General features: G+C 30.4%; 26 protein-coding genes and 1 riboswitch. Of the genes, 4 read left to right on the forward strand and 22 right to left on the reverse strand.

The window, feature by feature from the left end; translation table 11 throughout:
- Positions 1-72: 72 nt before the first annotated feature.
- The 9 genes from ACX0KU_RS00840 to ACX0KU_RS00880 all read right to left on the reverse strand — a co-directional run bounded on the left by ACX0KU_RS00840 (position 73) and on the right by ACX0KU_RS00880 (position 8,969).
- Positions 73-891: a TPM domain-containing protein gene (locus tag ACX0KU_RS00840; RefSeq protein ID WP_472991060.1), complete on the reverse strand. Its 819-nt coding sequence runs from the start codon at positions 889-891 to the stop codon at positions 73-75.
- A gap of 21 nt (positions 892-912) precedes the next feature.
- Positions 913-1,482 carry a LemA family protein gene (locus ACX0KU_RS00845; protein ID WP_472991061.1) on the reverse strand — a complete coding sequence of 190 codons (570 nt, stop codon included), beginning with the start codon at positions 1,480-1,482 and terminating at the stop codon, positions 913-915.
- Positions 1,483-1,521: 39 nt separating this feature from the next.
- On the reverse strand, positions 1,522-2,484 hold the full coding sequence (locus ACX0KU_RS00850) for a lysylphosphatidylglycerol synthase domain-containing protein (protein ID WP_472991062.1): 963 nt from the start codon (positions 2,482-2,484) through the stop codon (positions 1,522-1,524).
- Positions 2,485-2,638: 154 nt separating this feature from the next.
- A complete protein-coding gene (locus tag ACX0KU_RS00855; protein ID WP_472991063.1) occupies positions 2,639-2,908 on the reverse strand; it encodes a hypothetical protein in 270 nt (89 codons plus the stop codon).
- A 126-nt stretch (positions 2,909-3,034) separates the two neighbouring features.
- Entirely contained in the window at positions 3,035-4,048 is a 1,014-nt protein-coding gene (locus tag ACX0KU_RS00860) for a lysylphosphatidylglycerol synthase transmembrane domain-containing protein (RefSeq protein WP_472991064.1), read from the reverse strand.
- Between the two features lie 168 nt (positions 4,049-4,216).
- A complete protein-coding gene (locus ACX0KU_RS00865) occupies positions 4,217-4,576 on the reverse strand; it encodes a P-II family nitrogen regulator (RefSeq protein WP_472991065.1) in 360 nt (119 codons plus the stop codon).
- 41 nt (positions 4,577-4,617) lie between these two features.
- Positions 4,618-5,898: an ammonium transporter gene (locus ACX0KU_RS00870; protein WP_472991066.1), complete on the reverse strand. Its 1,281-nt coding sequence runs from the start codon at positions 5,896-5,898 to the stop codon at positions 4,618-4,620.
- Positions 5,899-6,294: 396 nt separating this feature from the next.
- On the reverse strand, positions 6,295-7,551 hold the full coding sequence (locus tag ACX0KU_RS00875) for an HlyC/CorC family transporter (RefSeq protein ID WP_472991067.1): 1,257 nt from the start codon (positions 7,549-7,551) through the stop codon (positions 6,295-6,297).
- Between the two features lie 179 nt (positions 7,552-7,730).
- On the reverse strand, positions 7,731-8,969 hold the full coding sequence (locus ACX0KU_RS00880) for an HlyC/CorC family transporter (RefSeq protein ID WP_472991068.1): 1,239 nt from the start codon (positions 8,967-8,969) through the stop codon (positions 7,731-7,733).
- Between the two features lie 205 nt (positions 8,970-9,174).
- Between ACX0KU_RS00880 and ACX0KU_RS00885 the strand changes: the two genes are divergently transcribed.
- Entirely contained in the window at positions 9,175-9,984 is an 810-nt protein-coding gene (locus ACX0KU_RS00885) for a DUF2935 domain-containing protein (protein ID WP_472991069.1), read from the forward strand.
- A 43-nt stretch (positions 9,985-10,027) separates the two neighbouring features.
- On the opposite strand, the gene ACX0KU_RS00890 is transcribed toward ACX0KU_RS00885, so the two are convergent.
- From ACX0KU_RS00890 to ytvI, 3 genes are all read right to left on the reverse strand, one after another.
- Positions 10,028-10,924, reverse strand: coding sequence for an HD domain-containing protein (locus tag ACX0KU_RS00890; RefSeq protein ID WP_472991070.1), 897 nt, complete (start codon positions 10,922-10,924; stop codon positions 10,028-10,030).
- Positions 10,925-11,025: 101 nt separating this feature from the next.
- Positions 11,026-11,508 (reverse strand): toxin-antitoxin system YwqK family antitoxin, encoded by a 483-nt coding sequence (locus tag ACX0KU_RS00895; protein ID WP_472991071.1) that lies wholly within the window; start codon positions 11,506-11,508, stop codon positions 11,026-11,028.
- A 42-nt stretch (positions 11,509-11,550) separates the two neighbouring features.
- Entirely contained in the window at positions 11,551-12,603 is a 1,053-nt protein-coding gene (gene ytvI / locus ACX0KU_RS00900; RefSeq protein ID WP_472991072.1) for a sporulation integral membrane protein YtvI, read from the reverse strand.
- Positions 12,604-12,863: 260 nt separating this feature from the next.
- On the opposite strand from ytvI, the gene ACX0KU_RS00905 reads away from it, so the two are divergent.
- The gene (locus tag ACX0KU_RS00905) at positions 12,864-13,598 is read left to right on the forward strand and encodes a polysaccharide deacetylase family protein (RefSeq protein WP_472991073.1); all 735 of its coding nucleotides are present in this window, start codon (positions 12,864-12,866) and stop codon (positions 13,596-13,598) included.
- Positions 13,599-13,632: 34 nt separating this feature from the next.
- Here ACX0KU_RS00905 and mnmA read toward each other — a convergent pair whose 3' ends face one another.
- The 7 genes from mnmA to deoC form a co-directional block, all read right to left on the reverse strand.
- Entirely contained in the window at positions 13,633-14,739 is a 1,107-nt protein-coding gene (gene mnmA / locus ACX0KU_RS00910; protein ID WP_472991074.1) for a tRNA 2-thiouridine(34) synthase MnmA, read from the reverse strand.
- A 54-nt stretch (positions 14,740-14,793) separates the two neighbouring features.
- Entirely contained in the window at positions 14,794-15,768 is a 975-nt protein-coding gene (locus ACX0KU_RS00915) for a YceG family protein (RefSeq protein WP_472991075.1), read from the reverse strand.
- Positions 15,769-15,976: 208 nt separating this feature from the next.
- On the reverse strand, positions 15,977-16,246 hold the full coding sequence (locus ACX0KU_RS00920) for a hypothetical protein (protein ID WP_472991076.1): 270 nt from the start codon (positions 16,244-16,246) through the stop codon (positions 15,977-15,979).
- A gap of 14 nt (positions 16,247-16,260) precedes the next feature.
- On the reverse strand, positions 16,261-16,491 hold the full coding sequence (locus ACX0KU_RS00925) for a DUF3892 domain-containing protein (RefSeq protein ID WP_472991077.1): 231 nt from the start codon (positions 16,489-16,491) through the stop codon (positions 16,261-16,263).
- Between the two features lie 79 nt (positions 16,492-16,570).
- Entirely contained in the window at positions 16,571-17,905 is a 1,335-nt protein-coding gene (locus ACX0KU_RS00930) for a pyrimidine-nucleoside phosphorylase (RefSeq protein WP_472991078.1), read from the reverse strand.
- A gap of 19 nt (positions 17,906-17,924) precedes the next feature.
- Positions 17,925-18,743, reverse strand: a complete 819-nt coding sequence (locus ACX0KU_RS00935) for a purine-nucleoside phosphorylase (protein WP_472991079.1) — start codon at positions 18,741-18,743, stop codon at positions 17,925-17,927.
- A gap of 2 nt (positions 18,744-18,745) precedes the next feature.
- Positions 18,746-19,396, reverse strand: coding sequence for a deoxyribose-phosphate aldolase (gene deoC / locus ACX0KU_RS00940; RefSeq protein ID WP_472991080.1), 651 nt, complete (start codon positions 19,394-19,396; stop codon positions 18,746-18,748).
- Between the two features lie 156 nt (positions 19,397-19,552).
- Positions 19,553-19,679, forward strand: a riboswitch (cyclic di-AMP (ydaO/yuaA leader).
- Positions 19,680-19,684: 5 nt separating this feature from the next.
- On the opposite strand from deoC, the gene ACX0KU_RS00945 reads away from it, so the two are divergent.
- On the forward strand, positions 19,685-20,482 hold the full coding sequence (locus tag ACX0KU_RS00945) for a cell wall hydrolase (RefSeq protein ID WP_472991081.1): 798 nt from the start codon (positions 19,685-19,687) through the stop codon (positions 20,480-20,482).
- An 84-nt stretch (positions 20,483-20,566) separates the two neighbouring features.
- On the opposite strand, the gene ACX0KU_RS00950 is transcribed toward ACX0KU_RS00945, so the two are convergent.
- The 3 genes from ACX0KU_RS00950 to speD all read right to left on the reverse strand — a co-directional run bounded on the left by ACX0KU_RS00950 (position 20,567) and on the right by speD (position 24,101).
- Positions 20,567-22,513 (reverse strand): HD domain-containing phosphohydrolase, encoded by a 1,947-nt coding sequence (locus ACX0KU_RS00950; protein WP_472991082.1) that lies wholly within the window; start codon positions 22,511-22,513, stop codon positions 20,567-20,569.
- A 162-nt stretch (positions 22,514-22,675) separates the two neighbouring features.
- Positions 22,676-23,140: a peptide-methionine (R)-S-oxide reductase MsrB gene (msrB, locus tag ACX0KU_RS00955; RefSeq protein WP_472991083.1), complete on the reverse strand. Its 465-nt coding sequence runs from the start codon at positions 23,138-23,140 to the stop codon at positions 22,676-22,678.
- A gap of 151 nt (positions 23,141-23,291) precedes the next feature.
- Complete coding sequence (speD, locus tag ACX0KU_RS00960) at positions 23,292-24,101, reverse strand: adenosylmethionine decarboxylase (RefSeq protein ID WP_472991084.1); 810 nt, start codon at positions 24,099-24,101, stop codon at positions 23,292-23,294.
- Between the two features lie 245 nt (positions 24,102-24,346).
- Here speD and pdaA point away from each other — a divergent pair, with 245 nt between their 5' ends.
- A complete protein-coding gene (pdaA, locus tag ACX0KU_RS00965) occupies positions 24,347-25,246 on the forward strand; it encodes a delta-lactam-biosynthetic de-N-acetylase (protein WP_472991085.1) in 900 nt (299 codons plus the stop codon).
- Positions 25,247-25,270 lie beyond the last annotated feature (24 nt).

Genomic DNA, 25,270 nt, shown 5'->3' on the forward strand with positions numbered 1-25,270 from the left:
ATCTAAAAAAACATGTTATGCAAAAATTGCATAACATGTTTTTTAATACTAAAGAAAAAAGCTAATTTGACGTTACCAGCCTCCCGAAGATCCGCCGCCTCCGCTGCTTCCTCCACCGAAGCCTCCTCCGCCGCCTCCGAATCCGCCACCGCCGCCAAAGCCTCCGCCTCCACGACCTCCTCGACGTCCTCCGAAGATAGAGTTCCAAAACATAATTTGTAATAGAAATCTTATTATTCTTGCCCTATTAAATACCACATCTAATAATAGCATTCCTAGCATTATATACATAGGAAAAGGACTTCTTTGCTGCCTATTACCCTCTGTATTTATATTATAATTTATTTTTTCATTTTTCTCTAAGGTAACTTCATATTCTTTTGCTATTACATCAGCAAAGATTGTATACGCTCTTCTAATTCCAGAACTATAATCATCTCTTTGAAAATTTGGAACGGCTTCACTTTGCATAATTCTATTACTTAAAATATCTGGAACGGGGCCTTCAAGCCCACCACCTATTTCTACAGACCACTTTTTCTCATCTAGTGCTACAAGGATTAGTAATCCATTATTTATGTCTTTTTGTCCTATGCCCCAATTTCTAAATAAGGTTATTCCATAGTCTCTAATCTCTCTTCCTTGTAGGGATTTTATTACTACAACTACTGCCTGTGCTCCTGTTTTTTCTTCTAATTCTTTACCCACAGAAAACAAATACTCTTTTGTATCTCCATCTACTATTCCTACATAATCATTTATATATTTTAGATTTGTTGGGTTTGGATATTCTACTGCTCCCTTAGCTATAGAGCTTGGTACGAACATACTAGTTATAAAGATTAATAGAATTATTGATAACTTGCTCAGCGTAATTTTATTTAACTTCATTTCTTCACCCCTTTTGTGAAGCTAAGTTGTAAAGTCTACTTTAGGAACTTCTTTAGCTCCCTCTGAAGCTTTGTAATATTCCCTTTTCTCAAACCCAAAAACTCCTGCAAGAATAGACCCTGGGAATCTTCTTATTTTAGTATTATATGAGTCTACTGCTTTATTATAATCTTGTCTTTTTACAGCTATTCTATTTTCTGTCCCTTCTAAAGCCACTGATAAATCAATAAAATTCTGATTTGATTTTAAATTTGGATATTGTTCTACTACAACTAACAATCTAGATAGAGCAGATGAAAGTTCTGCATCTGCATTGGCTCTTTCATTAACATTTTGAGCTCCACCTAGTTTTGCTCTTGCATTAGCTATTTCTGTAAATATCTCTTTTTCCTGAGTTGCATATCCCTTAACTGTGTTTACAAGATTAGGAATTAAATCATTTCTTCTTTGTAGGTCAGTTTCTATATCAGCCTCTGCTGTTATAACCCTTTGCTCTAAGGTTACCATACTATTGTAGCTACCCATAAATGGCATAGCTATAAGTAAAATTACGGCTACTATTATAAGTACTGTTTTTAAAGTTTTATTCACTTTATTACCTCCCTTTTATACTTTCTTATATAATTCTATTCAAATAGTTCTATAATCTTTCCTATCTATAATTTCTGTGGTACCGAGAATTATTCCTAAAAACCAAGGCATTATATAATAAAATATTCTAAAGGTAATTAGTATTGCCATAGCTTTTTGAGAACTTGCTCCTATAGTTTCTAATCCTACTAGACATATCAAATCAAAGGACCCCATGCCTCCTGGAATAAAGCTTATTATACCAGCAATTGCGGCTATACTTATAACTCCTAATGCTTCTAAAAGCATGATTTCTCTACTAAAGCTCATACAGACTATCCAAAAGAATAAACCTAAACAAGTCCACTCAACTAAGGAAGCTCTTATTAACTTCCATCTTAACTCCTTAGGATTGTTCTCACAGCTTTGTACTTTTGATACAATTTTCTTATTAAGCCACTTCCATTCGTATAATAAAATATATACTATTAAATACACAGCAAAAATTATTACTCCTATCCATAAAAACTCATATCTACTCAGTATTGGCCTTACTTTAAATATATTAAATATCAATAACCATGAGGCTACACATATTCCTATGATAGTTGATGGAGCCATCATAGCACTGCCATAAATAGCCTCTTTAGTTGAAATACCTTGCTTTTTATAAAGAAAAGTCCTAAGACTTGCACCTGTAAGTCCAGCAAAGCTTAGAAAATTATTAAAACTATTAGATATCCAAGCTATTTTCCATACCTTTGAAATTGGTAACTCATATTTAATATGTTTTAGAAGAACATAGTCATATACCGTCATACTACTTACAGCAATAAATCCAAAAATAAAGAGAATTATAACCTTCCATAACTCTAGGCTGTACAGTAGACTTATGACCTCTCTAAAATCATATTTTTTTAATTGTCCTCCTCCTTCACTATATATAAAGTAAAGTGCAATAAATGCTATAGTAATTCTCAATATATTAATTTTATATTTCTTTAAGGATGATTTGTTTTTCATATATTTATCCTCGCTTTAATTATTGCTTCCTTTCCGAAATGATTAATATTATTATATGATTATTTACTATATTTACTCCTAATAATAAAGGGTGGTTATAATATAACCACCCTGTTAAGTCTAAATTTTTATATACTTATATTACTTTATATACTTATATTACTTTATATAATTTTTCATACTCTATGTTACAAGAACCTGCTTGAGCTTGATCTGCACAGTATATTCTCTCTCCATAATAGTATTCTTCACCTTTTACATATATTGCTTTAAGGGCATCATCGTCTGGAAACGCGTATACTCTTTTGTATTCATCTGGGTTAACTAGAGTGGTTGATGAATCTGCAATATTACTATCCTTTACTAATTCTAATTTTACACTTCCATCTTCTATACTTTTAATTACTTCTTGTAAATTTTTCATATTCCATTCCTCCCATTTAATGAATAATGTAATTTTTTGAGTATTTAACAATTATTACTTATTATAATATCACATCTTTATTGCAATTGCACTACACTTTAATAAAGTCCTATATTTATTCGTTTATTATTTCGCTGTAAAAAAGCTACCTACAATAATGGTTAAATAATATGTTATCATTCTCCACAATATCATTGCAGAAACTATATTACTATTAGTAAAAAACATTTTAAAAAATAAATAAAATCCCCCTTCTGACCCACCGGATGCCCCTGGGAGAGGTATAATAGATGTTATCATAGTTAAAAACGTTTGTGCTGATACTATATTCCACAAACTACTTCCTTCTAAATTAAAACTTCTATATATTAAATAAGTTATAGAGGAATAAGTTATTAATTGAAGCATCGTCAGTAAAGCTGTCTTTATCATTATATTTAAATTATTACATATTATTATTATATTCTCATGGAAGCTATTTAATTCTTTATCTACCTTTTCTCTAACTTTTTCTGTAGACTTAATTATTCTTATACTTTGTAAAACTCTTAAAAAGATTATTAATATGAATTTAGCCACTTTTTTATTTGTCGCTACTATTATTATAAAACTAATAAGACTTATATTTACAATAAATCCTATCATAGATACGTATAATAGATTAGATAAGTATTCCTTAAAAAAAGAAAATTTAAATATGACTATTACAATAGAGTAAAGAATATATATGCTTTGAAATAAAATAAATTTTATAGTAAGAATAGATGTGGAAGCTCCTCCATCAATACCCGACTTTATCATATAATATAACTGTGCTGGCTGTCCTCCTGAGGCAAATGGAGTTACTGCATTAAAAAATTGACCTATCATGGTTGCTCTAATAGATACTTTTAATTTTTGCTTAGAATGAAATAATAAAGCGATCTTATGAAAAATTATTGCTTCAATTCCCCAACAAATGAACATAAAGCTTATTGCTATTAAAATCCACCAGTGATTTAAACTCTTAATGTTATTTATTAATTCCTCTAAACCTTGCGTAAAAATGGCAAAGGCTAAAACTATTGTTGCTGTAAATATAATTACTACAAAGTTAAATATTTGTTTTACCTTTTCCTTATTTATTCTGTATGTTATCATAAACTTTTCCTATAACTTTATCATATATTTCTTTTAAATTTCATTAATTGTAGCTTTTCCATTTTGAGAATTAATATTAGTTTAATATTGAAACGTAAAAAGACATGCGATTCAATAAGATTGCATGTCTTTTTAACAGGGTACTATTTTATCTCTATAGTCAAGTAATTAATCATTTTGTAATGCAGCTCTGCCTTCTTCACCAGTTCTGATTCTTATAACATTTGCCACTTCATATACAAATATTTTTCCATCTCCAATTTTTCCTGTGTTTAATATCTTTTTAGCTGTTTCTACTACTAAATCTACTGGTACTTCACAGATTACAGTTTCTATCTTAACTTTTGGAACTAAATTCATATCAAGAGGTACTCCTCTATAGTACTCTGGAAATCCTTTTTGCATTCCGCATCCAAGAACATTAGTTACTGTCATTCCTGTAACACCTATTTCATTTAGAGCCTCTTTTAATTCTTCAAATTTATTAGCTCTTGTGATAATTTCTATTTTAGTAATCTTATCTCCCAATTCTATTCCCCCCTTATTTAGCAATTACATTTAACTATCAATTATGAATTTACATTAAAAGGACTTCCTGTGAATTCTACTACAGCCTTTGATTTAAAATCTGCATAACTATCTATACCATGCTCTGTTAAATCTAATCCTGTAATTTCTTCTTCAGCACTTACTCTTAATCCTATTGTAGCTTTTATAGCTTTGAACATTATAAATGCTGTTACAGATGTCCATAATCCAACAGATGCTACTCCAGCCAATTGAACTCCTAGTAATCTAAGTCCTCCACCGTAGAATAATCCACCTTCTACTGCAAACAACCCAACAACTAATGTTCCAAATACACCATTTAAACAATGAACCCCTATAGCTCCTACCGGGTCATCTATTTTAAATACTTTATCTATTGTTTCTATTCCAAATACAACTACACATCCTGACATTAATCCTATTATAACTGCTCCTACTGGAGTAACTACATCACAACCTGCAGTTATTCCAACAAGTCCTGCTAGTGAACCATTTAATGTCATACTTACATCAGGTTTTTTATACTTAGTCCATGTAATTGTAAGTGCAACTAATGTAGCTGCTGCAGCTGCAAGGTTAGTTGTTACAAATATATGAGATATTGAATCTACGTTTGTACCTGATAATGTTGATCCTGGATTAAATCCAAACCATCCAAACCATAATATAAATACGCCTAGTGCTCCAAGTGTAATGCTGTGTCCTGGAATTGCATGAGCTTTTCCATCTTTTGAATACTTTCCTATTCTTGGTCCTAATATCTTAGCTCCTATTAAAGCAGCCCATCCACCTATAGAGTGAACTACTGTTGAACCTGCAAAATCGTGGAATCCTAATTGTGATAACCATCCACCACCCCATATCCAATGACCTGCTACAGGATAAATAAATGCACTAATTATAAAACTATAAACTAAATATGATTTGAATTTTGTTCTTTCTGCCATTGCCCCTGAAACTATAGTAGCAGCTGTAGCACAGAATACTGTTTGGAATATTAAGAATGCTTCAAGTGGAATTCCAAGTCCTAAATGTTCAAAACTTCCTCTTGTAAATAAATCTACTTTACCTATGATTCCTCCAATATCTTCACCGAACATAAGTCCAAATCCTAAAATCCAAAAAATTAGTGTTCCTAAAACGAAATCCATTAAATTTTTCATAATAATGTTTCCTGCATTTTTAGCTCTTGTAAATCCTGCCTCAACCATTGCAAACCCTGCTTGCATAAAAAACACTAATGCTGTTGCAATTAAAACCCATACTGTGTCAATTGATTTTACTAATGTTGTTAAATCCATACCATAACCCCCCTTAATAATTCACACCCTATACCTGATTTCAAATTCATATTATCAATTCGTTAATATTATTTTCTTTCTCTTAACACATTGATAATTTATTTACTATATTAGTTATTATATTCTCATTTTGTTAAAGTGTCAATTATTAATTCGATAATGATATCCTTTTCATTTTAAAAATTTTAAATAATTAGTGTGTTGTCTCTATAAATTTATCATGTTTTTCTATTTTTTATTAACTAATTATTAATTTACATTTTTTTACCTAGTGTTATTTATTAGACAAAAGGTTGGCTACGGCGATAGGTTCCTCTCTGCACACCCTAGTTTTCTATAAACTAAAAATAAAAATCACCTATGATTTTATTAAAATCATAGGTGATTTTCTTAATATTAATTATTTAAAGTTAAGATCTTTAATTTCTTAATTCTATTTTTGTCTATATCTTCTATAACAAATTTAATATCTCCGCATTCTACAACTTCACCTTTTTCAGGGAAACCGCCTATTTCTCCTATTACAAAGCCCCCAATCGAATCAAAATCTTCTGATTCAATGCTAGTCCCAATCATTTCGTTTACTAAATCAATTTTAGCACTTCCATCAACTATATATTCATCTTCTTTAATAACTTCTATTTCATTATGATTATAATCATCATATTCATCTTCGATTTCTCCAACTATTTCTTCTACTAAATCCTCCATAGTTACAATTCCTGCCGTACCACCATATTCATCTAACACAACAGACATAGCTACTCTATTTTTTCTCATCTCTTCAAATAACTCTGTGGTAGCTTTATACTCATAAGTGAAATAAGGTTTTATCATAAATTTATTTATATCAAACTTTTCATTGTTACTATTATAGAAAAATAAGCTTTTAACATGAAGTACACCTATAATATTATCTATTGAATCTTTATATACAGGTACACGTGAAAACTGTTCCTCTCTAAACACACTTATTATCTCTTCATAAGTTGACTCTACATCTACTGCTATCATATCTGTCCTTGGAACCATAACTTCCTTAATCTGTGAGTCTCCAAATTCAAATACATTGTAAATCATTTGTTTTTCTTCTACTTCTAAAACACCTTCTTCATGACTTACATCAACAATAGTCCTTAATTCTTCCTCTGTTATAAAAGGCTTGTTCATATCTACTTTTCCACCAAATAATCTAATGACGAAATTAGTTAAATAAGTAAATATCATAGATATGGGATTTAGTATAAGTGTTATGAAATAGATGGGCTTCGCAACCTTTAGGGAGACCTTTTCCGAATTTCTTGTAGCTATAGACTTTGGAGTTATTTCTCCAAAGATCAATACTAGTATTGTCATTATTACCGTTGAAATCCCTACTCCCTTCTCTCCAAAATAAATTATAGCTAGAGAAGTTGCAAGGGCTGATGCTCCAATATTAACTACATTGTTGCCAATAAGTATAGCACTTAATAACTTGCCTGGGTTTTCTATAAGTTTACCAACTAAGCTTGCACCTTTTACCTTTTCGTCTACCATATGTCTTATTCTTATCTTGCTTAGAGACATTAAGGCTGTTTCTGATGCTGAGAAAAAGGCTGATAAAAAAAGAAGAATTCCTAAAGTAATTAACTGCCACGTACTGTCTGAATCCAAATTAAAACACACTCCTAATTTTTTATTTTGTATAATCTATTATATCACAAATTTCTATTAACTTTAACTTATAATAGTAAATACTTAATAATAAAATTCATACTTTTACACAAAATGTAAATTTAAATAGCTAGTGACATTTTTAAATCAGTCACTAGCTACTATACTTTAACCACTTTCTAAGTAATTACTTTCATCTTTTTTATTCTATTTTTATCTATTTCTTCTATAATAAACTTTATATTTTGATACTCTAAAGTCTCCCCTTTATCTGGAAACCTTCCTAGCTCTCCAATTACAAATCCTCCAATAGAATCAAAGTCTTCTGATTCTATATTCGTTCCTATCATTTCATTTACTACATCTATTCTTATATTACCATCAATTATATACTCATCTTCTTTAATAACCTGTATTCCAATTTCGTAATCGTCATACTCATCTTCAATTTCCCCTACTATTTCCTCTACTAGATCTTCCATTGTAACTAAACCAGAAGTTCCACCATATTCATCTAACACTATAGTTAATGCTGCTCTTGCTTTTCTCATTTCCTCAAATAATTCTGTGATTTTTTTATATTCATATGTAAAGTATGGCTCTCTTAGTGCTTCATTTATATCAAAATCTTTTTCATCTATAAAAGCTAGGTTTTTTATATGCAAAATTCCGATTATATCATCTATACTCTCTCTATATACAGGTATACGTGAAAATTGTTCCTCTTTAAAAGTATTTAAAATTTCTGAATAGCTGGAGGTTGCTTCTATGGCAACCATATCAGTTCTTGGAACCATAACATCTTTTACCTGTGAATCTCCAAATTCAAATACATTATTTATCATCTTTCTTTCTTCAATTTCTAAAACTCCTTCTTCATGACTTACATCTAACATAGTTTTTAATTCTTCTTCTGTGATAAAAGGTTTTGTGTTATCTCCTTTTCCACCAAAAAGTCTTATTATGAAGTTAGTAATATAAGTGAAGACTATTGCAACGGGATTTAATAAGCTAGTAACAAAAAATATGCTCCTTGCAACTCTCAAAGAAACATTTTCTGGATTCCTAGAAGCTAATGATTTAGGTGTTATTTCTGCAAATATTAGAACTAATATAGTCATAATTCCAGTAGCAATTCCTACTCCACCTTCTCCAAAATGTTCTATAGCAATAGACGTTGCTAAGGCTGAGGCTCCTATGTTTACCACATTATTTCCTACTAATATAGCACTCAGCATCTTACTTGGGTTTTCTACCAATTTATTTACTAGATCAGCTCCTTTAACTTCATCTTCAACCATTTGTCTTATTCTAATTTTGCTTAAGGATGTTAAAGCTGTCTCTGAGGCAGAAAATAAAGCTGAGAACCCTATGAGGCATATTAATATCATTAATTGGATTATAGTTGTTGAGTCCACTGCTAAACACACTCCCGCATTTTATTTTAAATCTTTACTTTCATATCTCATATGTTTTATTCTACCTATTTTTTTCTACTTATATACAGAGTATAGTTAAACCATCTTATTATCAACGAAATACCTTTTTTTTATAATAGAAATAAACATTTTTTGATTATTTCTAGAATATTATAGAAGGTATTATTCTAAGGGGGAACTAGTATTGATAATTACTGATTTGGAAAAAACCATCTATTTTGAACACCGTTTCTGGCTTCAAATTTTAGGGGACCATTCACACTTTCTCTTCGATGCTTTAGCACCGAGTGAAAAAGAGGCAATAGAGAAGGCTCAGCACTTTATTAATTTATTTGATAATTTACTAAAGGAGTCAAGAAAAAATTTATCTGCTGAAAAATTAATGTCACTTACCCACAGTGCATATAAAGCTGCTAATGATATTCTTAATTTTAAGTTATATATAATAAGTGAACAACTGGTGGGTAATATAAAAATAGAATTACCACCTACATTTATAAACCATATGGTAAATGAAGTTCAGGAATATTTAATTGTTTTAAATTATATTATTAGAAATCAATTACCTGTTGCTCATGCTATACACCACCATATACTTTGGCTTCCCGATGGAGCTGGTCATGCTTCTGCAATTGGCAGTTCTCTTGATATGGTAGAGACAGATCTAATCCACATAAGTAAAGATTTTGCTAAAACTTTTAAAAACATGTATATTAAATCAACTGAATTTCTGGGATACATGAGAAGTTGTTTAACAGAATTTCCTGCCTTAGACAGATTAAATAATCAAGTAGAAGTTAAAATGACAGCTTTTCAATGTTTTCTAAAAGAGCTTGAGGAATTGGTTAAATCCAAAAAAGTTTTAGGAACCTTAACTCCTCTATTACTGGATCATATGTATAGAGAAGAATGTTATTACTTAACAAAGTTATCTCAAGTTTCAGATATAAAGCTAATTGAATGCGATCCTACTAAACCACGTGTTCAATCATAGTTAAATAAAAAGACCAACATCATTGCTGGTCTTTTTGCTGTTACTAAACAAAAATTCTTGTTCCAATTCTTCTATCATATTCTGACCAAGTTCCTGGTTCAGTATTTGCTTTTACTAATTCTATTTTATTAAAGGTTGCATCTATATAATCTGCATAATGTACAACAAATGCTTCTGTAGTATTTGTTGATTTAGGAGAACCAAATTCAGGCTTTCCATGATGTTGAACTATACATCCCTTTAATATATGCTTAAACTCTTCACTATATATATCTCCACCTAAGCGAAAAGCTTCTTCTATCATTCCTATTCCTATTACAATATGTCCTTCCATTTCTCCTCGCATTGTAACTGAAAAAGGACCATCTACAAAATATTCTTCTATCTTTCCAATATCATGGAGCTTTGCCGCAAGAACAGCTATTTCTTTAGATCTACAATCATATCTGTGTGCTAGAACTTTAGCCATATACATTACATTAAGTGTATGTTCAGCAAGGCCACCTATATAGTTATGATGCTGTCTAAGTCCTCCAATACCCTTTTTAAATCTCACTAGAAAATTCTCATTTTTGAAAAAGTAATCATTTAAAGCTTTTGTCTCTTCAGTAGTAAATTCCTCTTCTGAAATCTTATCCATCTCACTCATAATTTCTTCTATAGGAATAGGCACAGTAGGAAGAAAGTTATTAATATCATAGTCATTTTCTATTTTAAATTCTTCTACTAATAAAATTCTATCTTTAAATCCTCTTATCCAAATTACATCCCCAACTTTAAGTATATCATTTTCATCTGGTATTTCTGCCTTTACATCTCCTGTCTTATCTCCAATATAAGCAATAAGTTTTCCATTTTCTCTAGTTAACTTTTTCATTACCATAAAACAAGTAGCTATAACATCATTATCATTTAATTCTGTAGTAAAAATTGTTTTCATATATACCGTCCTCTTCATATCAAAGTTTCATTTTAGATATTTATAATATGTATTGTTTCACTAAAACCAAATTTTATCCTTTAACTATCCTTGAACCGCTCTTAGAAACTTACATTCTTTTCCTCTATTAATTCATTTTCATAAAAAATGCCCTGAAACTCTAAAACACCACTTTCACTGTAATATTTTCCTTCTCCATTTGCATTTCCATTCTCTAAATTGCCTTCATAATTTAATTTCCCATTTTCATAATATATTTTTCCTTTACCGCCATATATTCCTGCTTTCCATTCTCCCGCATAATTTAACTTACCATTTTCATAATATGACTTTCCATACCCCTCTGGCTTTCCATCCTTTACTATGCCCTTATAATATAATTCTCCACTTTCTAAATATATCTTACCTTTTCCATTTGCTTTCCCATCTTTTACTTCACCAATATAATTTAGTTGTCCACTTTCATAGTAGAGTCTTCCGGAGTTAGGTGGCAAAATAGGGAGCATATTATTTGTATACAGCATAAAACCTGATATGCATAAAATAATTACTAATATACTAGGTATTCCTATTTTTTTATTCATATCTACTTACCCTCCTTTTAAGAATTTTACGTCGTAAAATTCTTATAATACTCCAGCTCTATTCAATACATTATAAAATATTACGAGGAAAACACAAAAAATCATTCCCAATATACCGTTAGCCATAAGTCCTATAAATAGTGCTGCTATTATAGCTACAGGATGAACCCCAAGGGAAGTGGATACTATTTTAGGTTCTACTATTTGCCTCACTACCATAGCTAATAAATATAATACTAATATGGCCATTCCTACAAAATAATTCTTAGATAAAAAGAAAACTAGTGCAACAGGTATATAAATCATTGCCATTCCAAGTATAGGTAGCATATCAAATATTGCAGATAAAACACTTAATAATAAGGCATACCTTACACCTAAACCTAAGAATCCAGCAAAAGTTATTAAGAAGGTTATAGATACAATTATTAAATATGAGAAGAAATAATGTACTAACATCCTCTTAGTTTCATTTATAGTATCATATATTTTATGATTTTTTTCTGTTGGCATTATCTTAAGCACTCTATCTTTTGCATTAGTCATATCTTTCGTAAAGTAATACGTACTTATAAGTGTAAAGAATATCACCATAAATATGTATGGTATAGATGAGAAGAAAGAAATAATTCCTCCTAATATAACGCTAGTAATACTTATAGTAGCGTTAGAAACTTTAGTTAATGTACTTGAGAAGTTTTTTTCTATTGTAGTTGTAATTGTTGGGTCTAGATTGCTATAGTATCTATAAATTTTCTCATAAAAATTAGAAAATAAGTCATGACTATTAGAGACATATATCTGCGTATTTTTTGCTAATTGAATTGCCTCTTGGCTTAAATTCGATATTCCCCAAATTAGTAGTCCCATAATAACTATAAAAAATGTTACCGTAGTTACTAGAGATGCTAGTGCATTCTTTATTTTTAACTTGTTCACCAAAGTTTTAGTTGGTTTTGCTAATATTGCTGAAAATATCAGTGCTAAAGTAAAAGGTAGTGTATAAGTTAACGTCTTAAAGAATACTAAAAAAATTATTGTATACATTATAAAAAATATAGCTAACTTATCTATTTTCTTAAGTAAAGCTTCCATAGTATATAATCCCCCTCAACAAATCCATTCCAAAATATTCTATTTCATTTATTATATCATATCAAATCTATTATAATAACTTTTATATAAATCTTATAAGACTTTAAATAAAAGCAAAAATTTCTTTATATATCTATTTAACTCACTTTTTCATACACATATACAATTCCTATGTAAGAAAATCACATCCTAGCTAATACTATATAGTAATAGCATTAAATCTATTATTAATTTAAACTTCAGAAAGGCAGATGATATCAATGAACTTTTTTAAAGAATGTACAAGAAAAGTTACAATACTTCTTATCTTACTCCTACTAATATTTATGCAAACTCAAGCTACTGCCTTTTTAGGTACGGTTTCCGCTAGCAATATTGATAAAAAAACAGTTTACTTAACCTTTGATGATGGTCCTATACCGATTGTAACAGATAAAATACTAGATACACTAAAGGAAAATGATATTAAGGCTACTTTTTTCGTAGTAGGCAAAGAAATTCATGAAAGAGAACATTTATTAAAAAGGATTCATGAAGAAGGTCATGCTATAGGTCTACATACCTATTCTCATAACTTTAAAAAGATTTATTCTAATTCTAATATCTTTATAGATGAAATGTTAAAAACTCAAGAAGAGATTAAAAAAGTTGTGGGTCATACCTCCAATATAATAAGATTTCCAGGCGGCAGTGAAGGTAGACTTACTCAAAATTTTTTAGATAAGTTACATGAGAATAATTTAAAAGTTTATGACTGGAATGTAAATACCTATGACGGAGTGAATGCTACTATGCCTGTTCAAAAACTAATTAATAATGGAACTAAATATAAGGATAGTTATTCTAGATTAATAATTTTAATGCATTGTAATTCTAATAACAAGAATACAATTAAAGCACTTCCTGAAATTATAAGATATTATAAAAGTATAGGCTATGAATTTAAAATAATCACAGATGATACAAAAGAATACTACTATAGAATTAAAAAATAATTAAGGCCGTAAGAATACTCTTACGGCTTATAAATTAAACTACATCTTTATTCTTTAATATCTTATCAATTATACCTCCACCAAGACAAGCCTCTCCATTGTAAAAAACAACTGCTTGACCTGGGGTTACTGCCTTTTGAGGAGTATCAAAAATAACTTTACATCTATCGCCATTAGTTATAACTCTAACGCCTTGGTCCTTTTGTCTATATCTAAATTTTGCTGTACACTTAAATTCTTTAGGCATTTCCTTATCACTAACCCAATTGATATCCGTTGCTTCAAGTCCATAAGAAAATAACTTTGGATGATTTTCTCCTTGAGCTGCATATAAGATATTCTTTTTTAAATCTTTTTCTACAACAAACCAAGGTTCACCTGTACCTTTTCCTCCAATTCCAAGTCCTTTTCTTTGACCTAAGGTATAGTTCATAAGACCATAGTGCTTTCCTACAGTTTCTCCTTCAAGATTTTTTATATCTCCAGGTTTAGCAGGTAAGTATTTGCTTAAAAACTCAGTAAAATCCCTCTCACCAATAAAACAAATTCCTGTACTATCCTTCTTCTTAGCTGTTTCAAGCTCTGCTGCCTCTGCTATCTCCCTAACCTTTTTCTTTGGCAGATGTCCTATAGGAAACATAGTTTTTGAAAGCTGGTATTGTCCTAGTGCACATAGAAAATAAGTTTGATCTTTATTTTCATCATTCCCTCTTAATAGTCTGTATTCCCCATCTACGAAATCAACTTGAGCATAGTGTCCTGTGGCTATGTAATCTGCTCCTGCTTCCAATGCATAATCTAAGAATGCTTTAAATTTTATCTCCTTATTGCACATTACATCTGGATTTGGAGTTCTTCCTCTTTTATATTCATCAAGGAAGTATGTAAATACTCTATCCCAATATTCCTTAGTAAAATTTACAGTGTAATATGGGATTCCTATTTGGTTACACACCATAATTACATCTTCATAATCATCAGTAGCAGTACAATTTCCATCTTCATCTTTTTCATCCCAATTTTTCATAAATACTCCAATTACATCGTAGCCTTGCTCTTTTAACAAAAGTGCTGTTACAGATGAGTCTACCCCACCTGACATTCCTACGATTACTTTTGTATCTTTTGGCTCTTTTTTCATTTATATCAACAGCCTTTCTCTTTAATTTAAAAGGAAAGCACTCTCTGCTTCCCCTTATCTTGTAAGTCTATATAGTATATTGTTCTTTCTATACGGAAGATTTTCTCTTATCATTTCGAGTCTATGAACATCATAATACCCTTCTTTTACATAATTCTCTATGTCACTAGCTCCTGCTGGATTATATATTATAATGTCTACTCCTAAAGTATTCATAAAGATTAGTGTAAGAGCATCTTGAAAAGTCATACCTCTTCCTTTGTTATTATTATAGACAATTATTTTAGGAACCTTTAGAGGATAATCAAAATTTTGCAACAGATCAAGTAACTCTTCATGTAAATTAGTTAAAACTGCAAAAGTTGAAAGCTTCATATCCTTTTTTTCTTTTTCTTCTTTATCTGCTAATGAAAATAAAAAGGCTTTAATCCTATCAATGATGGAGAGTTTTACTTTCACCTTAAAGTTATCGTATTTCCATAGGCTTGGAATCTTACAAAATTCAATTATCTTTTCAGCCATAATTCCTTGCATAACAGGATTTACTTTCTTATACTTCCAATACTCCGAAGTTAGTAGTCTTTCTTTATCTAAATTACCGTTTATATCTGATATTTGAAAAAAAGCTTTACTTACATTTTTTTTATACTTTTTCTTATATAAAGGAAGTTTTTTAAATAGCAAAGTGTTTTCTTCTTCTACAAGTAAATTTATCTCTTCTCTATAAATTTTTATATCTTCATGAACTCCATTTACCTTTGAAAATAAATTAGGAACATTAACTTCCCTTTCTCTAATATTCCAGCCCGGTCTTATCATAGCTTCTTGTTTTCCCAGTAATACTATTTCATCATAAGTTGTTTTTAATGTATCAGCTTTAATTTTATAATCTGCAAATTGCCATGGCTTAAAACAGCCTGATTCTTCATCATGTAATATGTCCATAATCTCTTCGCTTATTTTATATGCTTGAGTTTCTGTTCTTTTCTTATTATTAGTTTCATCATTATAGCTATCAAAATTAGACATTTGGATATTTCCACCTTTCTAATTATTGCTGAAAACAAAGTGAACTATCATAGCTAAGACCTTATAAGTATATACTCTCAATAATTTTACCATTTAATTCTGCAAAAATAAATATAGTTTCTATTACTTTATATCTATTATTTTACATGATTTAAGTTTACTATTTCTTCAAAAAACAAAAACCAGCAATATTTGCTGGTTTTTATCTTTAGGATAGATATACTTCCTCAACAGTTTTTACATAATGGTCTAGTCCTTCATCTACCATTACTACCACCTTAGGAGCACCTTCTTTGTTTACATAAGTCCTATAGCCTTTTAATCCATCTCTGTCTAATTTCTCTTCTCTATCAACTATTACTTCAGATTCTCCTTCATAATGATAATCTTCAAAAGCCTTTACTAATTTAGGTAAAAACTGATCCTCTTGACAATCTATTTCCTTTATTACTTCCATAACATTCTCAATTGTTCTCATTTTCATGCCTCCTATTAGAAAGTTGGCATACTATCTAAGTTATCACCGTCATTATCATTTGGATTACTTCTTAAGAATTCTCTTCCATTTCTTGCTTTACCTACATTAACACCTTCTAATGCACCATCTCTTACCATAGTTATAGCTTCATTAATTGAATAAACACTTCCGTTATCTATCATTACATCTGTAATATCACCATCTGTATTCTTTTTTACTTTAACTATTTTTCCTTTATCACTCATGCTAATTCCTCCTATATTCTTTAGTTAGTTCTTATTACTATTGATATAGTTTTTGAATTAGCTTATAACTTTATTCATTCTAAGTTAATAAATATTTTATTGTTTCATTCTTTGTAACAATTCCTTTTATAAGTCTACTCGGTTCTACTTTTCCCTTCACTAAACGATATGCATTTAATACTATGTCTTCTGATTGTTTTTGTTTTGAAGAATCATTCGCATATATTGTAGCTATTGCTTCTCCACTTTTTACATAATCTCCAATTTTCTTATGAATAACTACTCCTACACCTAAGTCAATTTTACTTTCCTTAGTCTCACGACCTGCTCCAAGTATAAGGGCTGCTATTCCTATATCATCAGCTTTTATTGCTTTTACATAACCTTCTTCTTTTGATAATACTTGCTTAATAATGGATGCTGTTGGAAGAAGTTCAGGGTTATCCACCATAGCAGTATCTCCTCCTTGTGCCTCCACTAGCTCTCTTAACTTTGCAAGTCCTTTACCTGACTTTATAATATTTTCAAGGATTCCTCTAGCCTCTTCTGCATTCTTGGCTTTTTCCCCTAAAACTAGCATGTGGGAACCTAGCGTTAAGCATAGTTCTGTTAAATCTGAAGGCCCTTTTCCTTTTAAAGTATCTATTGCTTCCTTTACTTCAAGAGAATTTCCTATAGCAAAACCTAATGGTTCATCCATTTCGGTTACTACTCCAATAGTATTTCTTCCAACATTAGTACCTATATCTACCATTTCTCTTGCTAATTCAAAAGCATTTTCTTCACTCTTCATAAAAGCACCACTACCTGTTTTTACATCTAGTACAATAGCATCAGCTCCTGATGCTATCTTTTTACACATAATACTTCCTGCAATTAGAGACATATTATCTACAGTTGCTGTAACATCACGAAGAGCATATAGCATTTTATCTGCAGTTGCTAGCTTTCCCGTTTGAGCACCTATAGCTATTTTTCTCATATTTATATTCTCAATAAACTTATCAATAGTCATTTCTACAGAAAATCCCTTAAAAGATTCTAGTTTATCTATAGTACCTCCAGTATGACCAAGGCCTCTTCCTGACATTTTAGCTACTGGTACTCCTGCTGCTGCAACAATTGGTCCAAGAATTAGTGTAGTTGTGTCTCCAACTCCACCCGTACTATGTTTATCTACCTTTATACCCTCAATACCTGATAAGTTTATAACCTCTCCACTGTCTACCATGGCTTTAGTTAAATCTGCTGTTTCTCTTTTATTCATCTTCTGAAAGTATATAGCCATCATTAAAGCTGAAACCTGATAGTCTGGTATTTCTCCCTTTGTATAACCTTCTATAAAAAAATTTATCTCTTCCGTGGTAAGTTCATAACCATTTCTCTTTTTCATTATAATATCGTACATTCTCATAGGTAAGCCCTCCCCACTTTTAGATTTCCTTTATTACATTTCTCATAAGATTTATAAAAGTCTCTCTTACTCTTGTAGATGTTTCTACGACTTCTTCGTGGTTTAGTGGTTGATCTAGAATTCCTGAAGCCATATTTGTCATGCAAGATATTCCTACAACCTTAATTCCACTATGAACAGCTATAATAACCTCTGGAACTGTGGACATTCCCACTGCATCTCCACCTAGTATACGCACCATCCTAACCTCTGCTGGCGTTTCATAAGTTGGGCCACTCATTGCTGCATATACTCCCTCTTGAAGTAAAATATTAAGTGATTTAGCTATTTCTCGAACTTTCTCTCTTAGATTTTTATCATATGCATTTGACATATCTGGGAAACGAGTACCAAACTCATTTAAATTCCTTCCAATTAGAGGATTATCTCCTGTTAAATTCAGATGGTCACTTATAAGCATTAAGTCTCCTGGATTAAAGCTTTTATTCACAGCTCCCGCTGCATTTGTCACAATAAGTTTTTCAACCCCTAATAACTTCATTACTCGAACAGGAAAAGTTACTTCCTCCATTTTGTATCCCTCATAGTAATGAAATCTTCCCTGCATTGCTACAACTTTTTTACCTTCTAAAGTTCCAATAACTAATTTTCCTGCATGCCCTTCCACAGTAGACACTGGAAAATGAGGAATGTCACCATATGAATAATGCTCTGCATCCTCTATTTGGTCTGCAATGCCTCCAAGTCCAGAGCCTAAAATTAATCCAATCTCTGGCTTTACTTTTAATTTTTCCACTATATAATCCGCAGCTTCTTTCATCTTATTATATAAATCCAATTTTATAATCTCCTTTCCACTATTGCTATAGATGCGCTAGCACCTACTCTATTAGCTCCAGCTGCAATAACTGCCTCTGCATCTTCCCTAGTTCTTACTCCCCCTGAAGCTTTAACACCAATTTCTGTTCCTACAGTTTCTCTCATCAATTTAATGTCTTCTACTGTAGCTCCTCTCGTCGAAAAGCCTGTGGACGTTTTTACAAAGTCTGCTCCAGCTTCTTTTGAGATTTCACAAGCTTTAACTATCTCTTCTTTTGATAAAAGACAGTTTTCTAAAATTACCTTTACTAACACTTTTCCCTTTGCTGAATTAACTACAGCTTGAATATCCTCTTTTACTTCATCATACTTTTTAGCTTTTAGGGCTCCTATATTTAATACCATGTCTATTTCTTGTGCACCATTTTCAATAGCCTGCTCAGCTTCAAAGGCTTTTGCCTCTTTTGTTGTAGCTCCTAATGGGAATCCTACAACTACACAAGTTCTAACATCTGTCCCCTCTAATTCTTTACTTACTAAAGTTGCGTAATATGGATTTACACACACTGATGCAAATCTATACTTTTTAGCCTCTAAACAAATTTTTACTATTTCTTTCTCAGTAGCCTCTGGTTTTAGTAGAGTATGATCTATGTATTTTTCTAATTTCATTTTTAATCTCTCCCTTCTATTATTATCCGCTTTTATGAAGCTTTTAATACAATCTAAAATATTAAGGGGCTGCCTCTTAATATTTAACATTTGTTTCCTGTTATACCATTAATCATATATAGACCCTATATTATATCTTTGTTAGAATAACCATGAGATAAAAAAAAGCCGAATCTCCATTTTGGAGTACGGGGGACTTATTACTAGGGGTGAATCTCCATTTTGGAGTAGGGTGACCTCAACCCGAACCCGTCAACTAACCTCGAAGGCATAGGGAGGTACAAATTTATGTTAAAATCTAAGAAACTGAAATCGTTTATAGCAACTATATCCCTTTCAGTATTATTTGCTTTGCCTGTACAAGCTGCTACTTATAGGGTCACGGCTAATGATAACCTATATAGAATAGGTATACTCTTTGACACCTCAGTTAGCACCTTAAAATCTACTAATAATTTATCAAGCGATACTATATATCCTGGTCAATTATTAAATGTACAAGCTGCCACACATACTGTAAAACAAGGAGATAGTCTTTACTTAGTTTCACAAAAATATGGGATATCATTAGAAAGTCTAAGAAAAGCTAACAACAAATGGAATGATCATCTTTCTATAGGTCAAAACCTTATAATTCCTGGAACTTCTTCAGTTAGTAGCCAAGCTACTACCACTATGGCTGCTAGATCTATTGCCACTACACCTAAGAGTGTAATTTCTTATACTTCTGCAGAGCTTGACCTTTTAGCAAGATTGGTTAGAGCTGAAGCAGAAAATCAACCTTATTCCGCAAAAGTTTCTGTTGCGGCAGTTGTAGTAAATAGAGTTCAAAGTTCACAATTCCCGAGTACAATAAGCGGAGTAGTAAATCAAAGAGTAAATGGATATTATCAATTTACTCCTGTTAAAAATGGAACTATATCTAGACCAGCTACTGCTTTAGATAGACAAGCTGCCTTAGAAGCTATTAATGGAGCTGATCCAACAAAAGGAGCATTGTTCTTCTATGATACTAGTGTAACTAGTAAATGGATGTTATCAAAACCAGTATCTACTAGAATAGATAAGATGGTATTTGCTTACTAAATAAAATTGTAAAATAATTTTATTTTAGTCGCTAATCTATAATTGCTAATCTCTATGTATATTTCTGTATCCAATAGTAACTAGCTACCCATGATTAGCGACTTCTTTTTTTTCTTTCATCATATTTATAAATCGTTCTACAATATATGGATCAAATTGAGTCCCTGCACATCTTTTTATTTCTTTTAATGCTTCATCTTTTGCTATACCTTCATGATAGGACCTATCCTGAGTCATAGCATCAAAGCTATCTACTATAGATACAATTCGTGCTAACAAAGGTATTTCTTTTTCCTTAAGCTTTTGAGGGTAACCAGCTCCATCCCATCTTTCATGATGAGATAGTATTAATTGTGCTATACCTCTTAGTTCCGGAGAGGAAATGGCTATCTGATACCCTATTTCAGGGTGACGTTTTATAATATTCCACTCTCGTTCTGATAACTTTCCTGGTTTAGTAAGTATTTCTTTTGGAATAGCAATTTTGCCTATATCATGTAGCATAGCTAAAAGAAGTAGATCATCTAAGTTATTTTCTGGCAATCTTAATTCTTTTCCTAATTGTATAGATAAAATTTCAAGCCTTTTAGCATGTTCTCTTGTTTCAAATGTGGTCTCTTCTAAAGTCTTTTGAAGTGACTCAATTATAGAGCTACGAGTACTTTTACTCTCAAGAAGCTTTCTTTTGTACATATAATCATCTGCTTCTTTAAATATATCTGTCATAAGCTGATCTTTACTATATCTAACAGAGAATCCTAAGGATATACTCGGTTTAATTGGATCAAAATCTGTTTTATTACAATTTTCTCTTATGCTTTCTATTACTTTCTCAGCTCTATCTGCATCACTTGAAGGAAGAATAATTACAAATTCATCTCCTCCTATTCTCGCTATTATATCTTTATCTCTGCAAGAATCCTTTAATATTTCAACAATCTTTTTTAGAAGCATGTCCCCTTTTAGATGACCAAAAGCATCATTAACTAATTTAAGACCATTTACATCTCCAATAATGATAGCAATTGGAAGCTCCTCCTCTTTATCTAGCCTTGAGATCGTCGATTCAAAATAGGATCTGTTATAAACTCCAGTTAGATTATCATATATTGCAATGTTACTTAATTCCTTATTTCTCTTTTCCAGGTTTAGATTTAATTTTAGTATTTCATCAACCATAATTCTATTTTCCCTAACTAGAACTTCAGTACGTGTAAGAGACTTTAAAATATTTTGTCCTAAAACTATAGCTTGAAAAAATACAGACATAATTACCCCAATAGGAAACCTATAATCTGTAGTTATAACACTATTTACATATAAAATGTCACCCATAGTTGTAATAAATACTAAAATGACACCTATAAATATAATTTGTGCTCCTTCAATTTTTCTAATACATGCCTTAGTTAATACATAAATAATATATACTCCTATGGCTAAAGTAAATACTTTAAAAGGAATTATGGTATATTTATATACTATTTCTTTCGATATTGTGGCCAATATAATAAAAATAATTGATATAATACTAATCATATATAAAACTTTTTTTGAAAACTGTAGCTTGAAAATCTGATATATAAAAGCAGCAAATAATGGTACCGCTAAATAAAAGCTTATGTATTCTATTTTTACCATATAACTCCATTTAATGTTAGGAAATATAATAAGTATACTCTTAGAACCTGTTGTAATAATTCTAATAGCTATAGTAAAGCAGTACATACTAAAATATAAGTATGATGTATTTTTACGATAGCTTAGATATATTACTATATGATAAAATGCCATAATAAGTATTGCAGAAAATAAGAACACCTCTGAGAATATTTGCTTGTATCTTATGTTTTGCATATTTTCAAAATCCCAATAGGATAAACCTAATACTCCATTATTTATATAAGGATTACTGATGCTCTTATCAATAGATAACGAGGAAAATATCTTGCTTATACATGCTATGAAGATTATTGTAAATATTATTAACGTTATATTTTTATTGTTCATATATGTTTTCTTATTTATCATTTATCTCCACATCCTAAATCTATAATCCTTCAGTCAAATTATACCTATGGTTAAATTTTACATCATATTACATATAATGTTAAGAATTTTCGAATAAAAAAATTCAAGGTATGCCAAAAATAGTTTAGCATACCTTCATAACTTTTTCATTTATTTTTAGATTTATTTTTGAACTTTATCAAATATTGATATATAGTTCTCATAACCTTCCTCTGCTAGCTTGCTTTTCGGTATAAATTTTAAAGATGCACTATTAATACAATATCTCAATCCACCTCTATCTCTAGGTCCATCAGGGAATACATGCCCTAAATGTGAATCTCCAAATTTACTTCTTACCTCAGTCCTTATCATTCCATAGTTCAAGTCACTTTTTTCCTTTACATTTTCTCCTTCTAAAGGTTCTGTAAAGCTAGGCCATCCACATCCCGAGTCAAACTTATTTAAAGAACTAAATAGTGGTTCTCCAGATACTATATCTACATATATCCCTTCTTCTTTATGATTCCATAATTCATTTTCAAAAGGTCTTTCTGTAGCATTTTCTTGAGTTACTTCATATTGAAGTTTACTTAATTTGTTTTTTATTTCATTTTTAGTTGGTTTGAAGTATTTCTTATGACTCATACTTATAGTTCCTTCCTAATATATTATATTTATTATTAAACTTATTATTATCTCTAAATAGAATTCTTATTTAAATAAACAGAGTTATTGACTTCAGATAAAAATAAACAACCTGTAAAAATAAAATTTTACAAGTTGCTATAGTACTACTCTAAACATTTATGCCATAAAATATCTCAGTCATTTCTCTATTTAATTTTTCTAGTATACAGTCTTTCTCTTCTCTAGTTAAATCCTCTTCTTTTATTTCAAATAAATAGTTACTTAAATCTAAGTCTCTTAATTTCATTTTTGTATGAAATATATGAGATTGGTAAATATTCATATCAATTAAATTATACTTATCTATAGTTTCTTGAGCTATAAAGTTTTGTATAGAATTAATTTTATGATCGATGAAATGTTTCTCTCCATTTACATCTCTGGTAAAGCCTCTAACTCTATAATCAATTGTAATAATATCAGAATCAAAACTATCAATTAAATAATTTAAAGCTTTTAAAGGGGAAATTGTCCCACATGTAGAAACATCAATATCTACTCTAAATGTGCTTATATCATTTTGTGGATGACTTTCAGGATAAGTGTGCACTGTAACATGACTCTTATCTAAATGTCCTACTATATTTTCACGGATTGGAGTTAAAATGCCCCTATTGCAAGATGGATCAAGTACATATACCGGCACTTCTTCTTCTGAAATTAGTAAAGTTACACTTGCTCCTTGAGGATCATAATCTTGCTTTGCTACATTAAGTACACTTGCTCCTATAGTTTCTGTAACATTTGTAAGTATTTTAGTCAATCTTTCTGAATTATATTGCTCATCAATATACTCAATGTATTTTTTTCTGTCTTCCTCGGTTTTTGTATAACAAATATCATAGATATTAAAACTTAACGATTTTGTCAAATTATTAAAACCATATAATTTAAGTCTGTTTTTACTAACCTTCTCCAATTCTTTTATTCCCCATTTCTAATTTAATATATTGTCTTTTCAACTTAATATTCTATAAGTATTGTACTCTTATTTCCAACATAATAAAAGACCTTTGTATGATTTTTTGCATTATATGACATATTTAAAATTTACCATTCCTTTATATAAATTTATTATATAAATTTTGAGCATAATACTTGTAAGCTCTAGAAGAACCTTTATTTAATTTTTACAAACTATACTAGATAACTCGAGGTGATTTGATGAATACTGTAAAGATGATAAGTACTGTACTACTATCTTTTATTGCTATAAATCCCTTTCATGGTAATGTAAACAAAAATTACTTATGGAGTCCTAAACCTGTTACAAATACAGTTGAAAATACCTTTGTTGAATATGAACCTGAATCCTTTATAGATTACTTAAAAAATGTATTTATTGATGATAAAGTAGATGGAATAGGCACTCGGGAATATAATTGGTATTTTAAGCACCTAAAAAATGGAGAGCCACCACAATCTCCAGGAGAAACTGCTGATTTTGTATCTAAATATGATTCTCACTATATAGGAGATACCTCTAAAAAGAAAATATATTTAACTTTTGACGAAGGTTACGAAAATGGTTATACATCTCCCATTTTAGATATACTAAAAAAACATAATGTAAAAGCTGCATTTTTTGTAGTAAAACCTTATATAACAACTAATCCTGATTTAATTAAAAGGATGGTTGCAGAAGGCCATCTAGTTTGTAATCATAGTGCTAGACATCCTGCTATGCCATCCATTAAAGATCAAGAAAAGTTTAATAAAGAGCTTTCTGATGTTGAAGAATCTTTTGAAGAAATAACTGGAACAAAAATGCCAAAATATTTTAGACCTCCTATGGGAAAATATAGTGAACAATCTTTACTATATACAAAAAGCTATGGATATAAAACAATATTTTGGAGTTTTGCATATTCAGACTGGCTACCAAATAAACAACCTTCTCCTGAGTTTGCTAAGAAACGTATTTTAGATAGAACTCACAATGGAGCTATTATACTCCTTCATGCAGTGTCTAAAACTAATGCAGAAGTTCTTGATGAAGTAATAACTGAATGGAATAATCAAGGTTATGAAATTTGCAGTTTAGATGAACTTACTAAATCCTAATAATTATAAATATAGAGGAGGAAC

Source organism: Clostridium sp. X, assembly GCF_055755365.1.

Coding starts and splice junctions, on each gene's coding strand:
- ACX0KU_RS00840 (WP_472991060.1), bottom strand. CDS start 891: ATGAAGTTAAATAAAATTACGCTGAGCAAGTTATCAATAATTCTATTA.
- ACX0KU_RS00850 (WP_472991062.1), bottom strand. CDS start 2,484: ATGAAAAACAAATCATCCTTAAAGAAATATAAAATTAATATATTGAGA.
- ACX0KU_RS00855 (WP_472991063.1), bottom strand. CDS start 2,908: ATGAAAAATTTACAAGAAGTAATTAAAAGTATAGAAGATGGAAGTGTA.
- ACX0KU_RS00860 (WP_472991064.1), bottom strand. CDS start 4,048: ATGATAACATACAGAATAAATAAGGAAAAGGTAAAACAAATATTTAAC.
- ACX0KU_RS00870 (WP_472991066.1), bottom strand. CDS start 5,898: ATGGATTTAACAACATTAGTAAAATCAATTGACACAGTATGGGTTTTA.
- ACX0KU_RS00890 (WP_472991070.1), bottom strand. CDS start 10,924: ATGAAAACAATTTTTACTACAGAATTAAATGATAATGATGTTATAGCT.
- ACX0KU_RS00895 (WP_472991071.1), bottom strand. CDS start 11,508: ATGAATAAAAAAATAGGAATACCTAGTATATTAGTAATTATTTTATGC.
- ytvI (WP_472991072.1), bottom strand. CDS start 12,603: ATGGAAGCTTTACTTAAGAAAATAGATAAGTTAGCTATATTTTTTATA.
- ACX0KU_RS00905 (WP_472991073.1), top strand. CDS start 12,864: ATGAACTTTTTTAAAGAATGTACAAGAAAAGTTACAATACTTCTTATC.
- mnmA (WP_472991074.1), bottom strand. CDS start 14,739: ATGAAAAAAGAGCCAAAAGATACAAAAGTAATCGTAGGAATGTCAGGT.
- ACX0KU_RS00915 (WP_472991075.1), bottom strand. CDS start 15,768: ATGTCTAATTTTGATAGCTATAATGATGAAACTAATAATAAGAAAAGA.
- ACX0KU_RS00920 (WP_472991076.1), bottom strand. CDS start 16,246: ATGAGAACAATTGAGAATGTTATGGAAGTAATAAAGGAAATAGATTGT.
- ACX0KU_RS00925 (WP_472991077.1), bottom strand. CDS start 16,491: ATGAGTGATAAAGGAAAAATAGTTAAAGTAAAAAAGAATACAGATGGT.
- ACX0KU_RS00930 (WP_472991078.1), bottom strand. CDS start 17,905: ATGAGAATGTACGATATTATAATGAAAAAGAGAAATGGTTATGAACTT.
- deoC (WP_472991080.1), bottom strand. CDS start 19,396: ATGAAATTAGAAAAATACATAGATCATACTCTACTAAAACCAGAGGCT.
- ACX0KU_RS00945 (WP_472991081.1), top strand. CDS start 19,685: ATGTTAAAATCTAAGAAACTGAAATCGTTTATAGCAACTATATCCCTT.
- ACX0KU_RS00950 (WP_472991082.1), bottom strand. CDS start 22,513: ATGATAAATAAGAAAACATATATGAACAATAAAAATATAACGTTAATA.
- msrB (WP_472991083.1), bottom strand. CDS start 23,140: ATGAGTCATAAGAAATACTTCAAACCAACTAAAAATGAAATAAAAAAC.
- pdaA (WP_472991085.1), top strand. CDS start 24,347: ATGAATACTGTAAAGATGATAAGTACTGTACTACTATCTTTTATTGCT.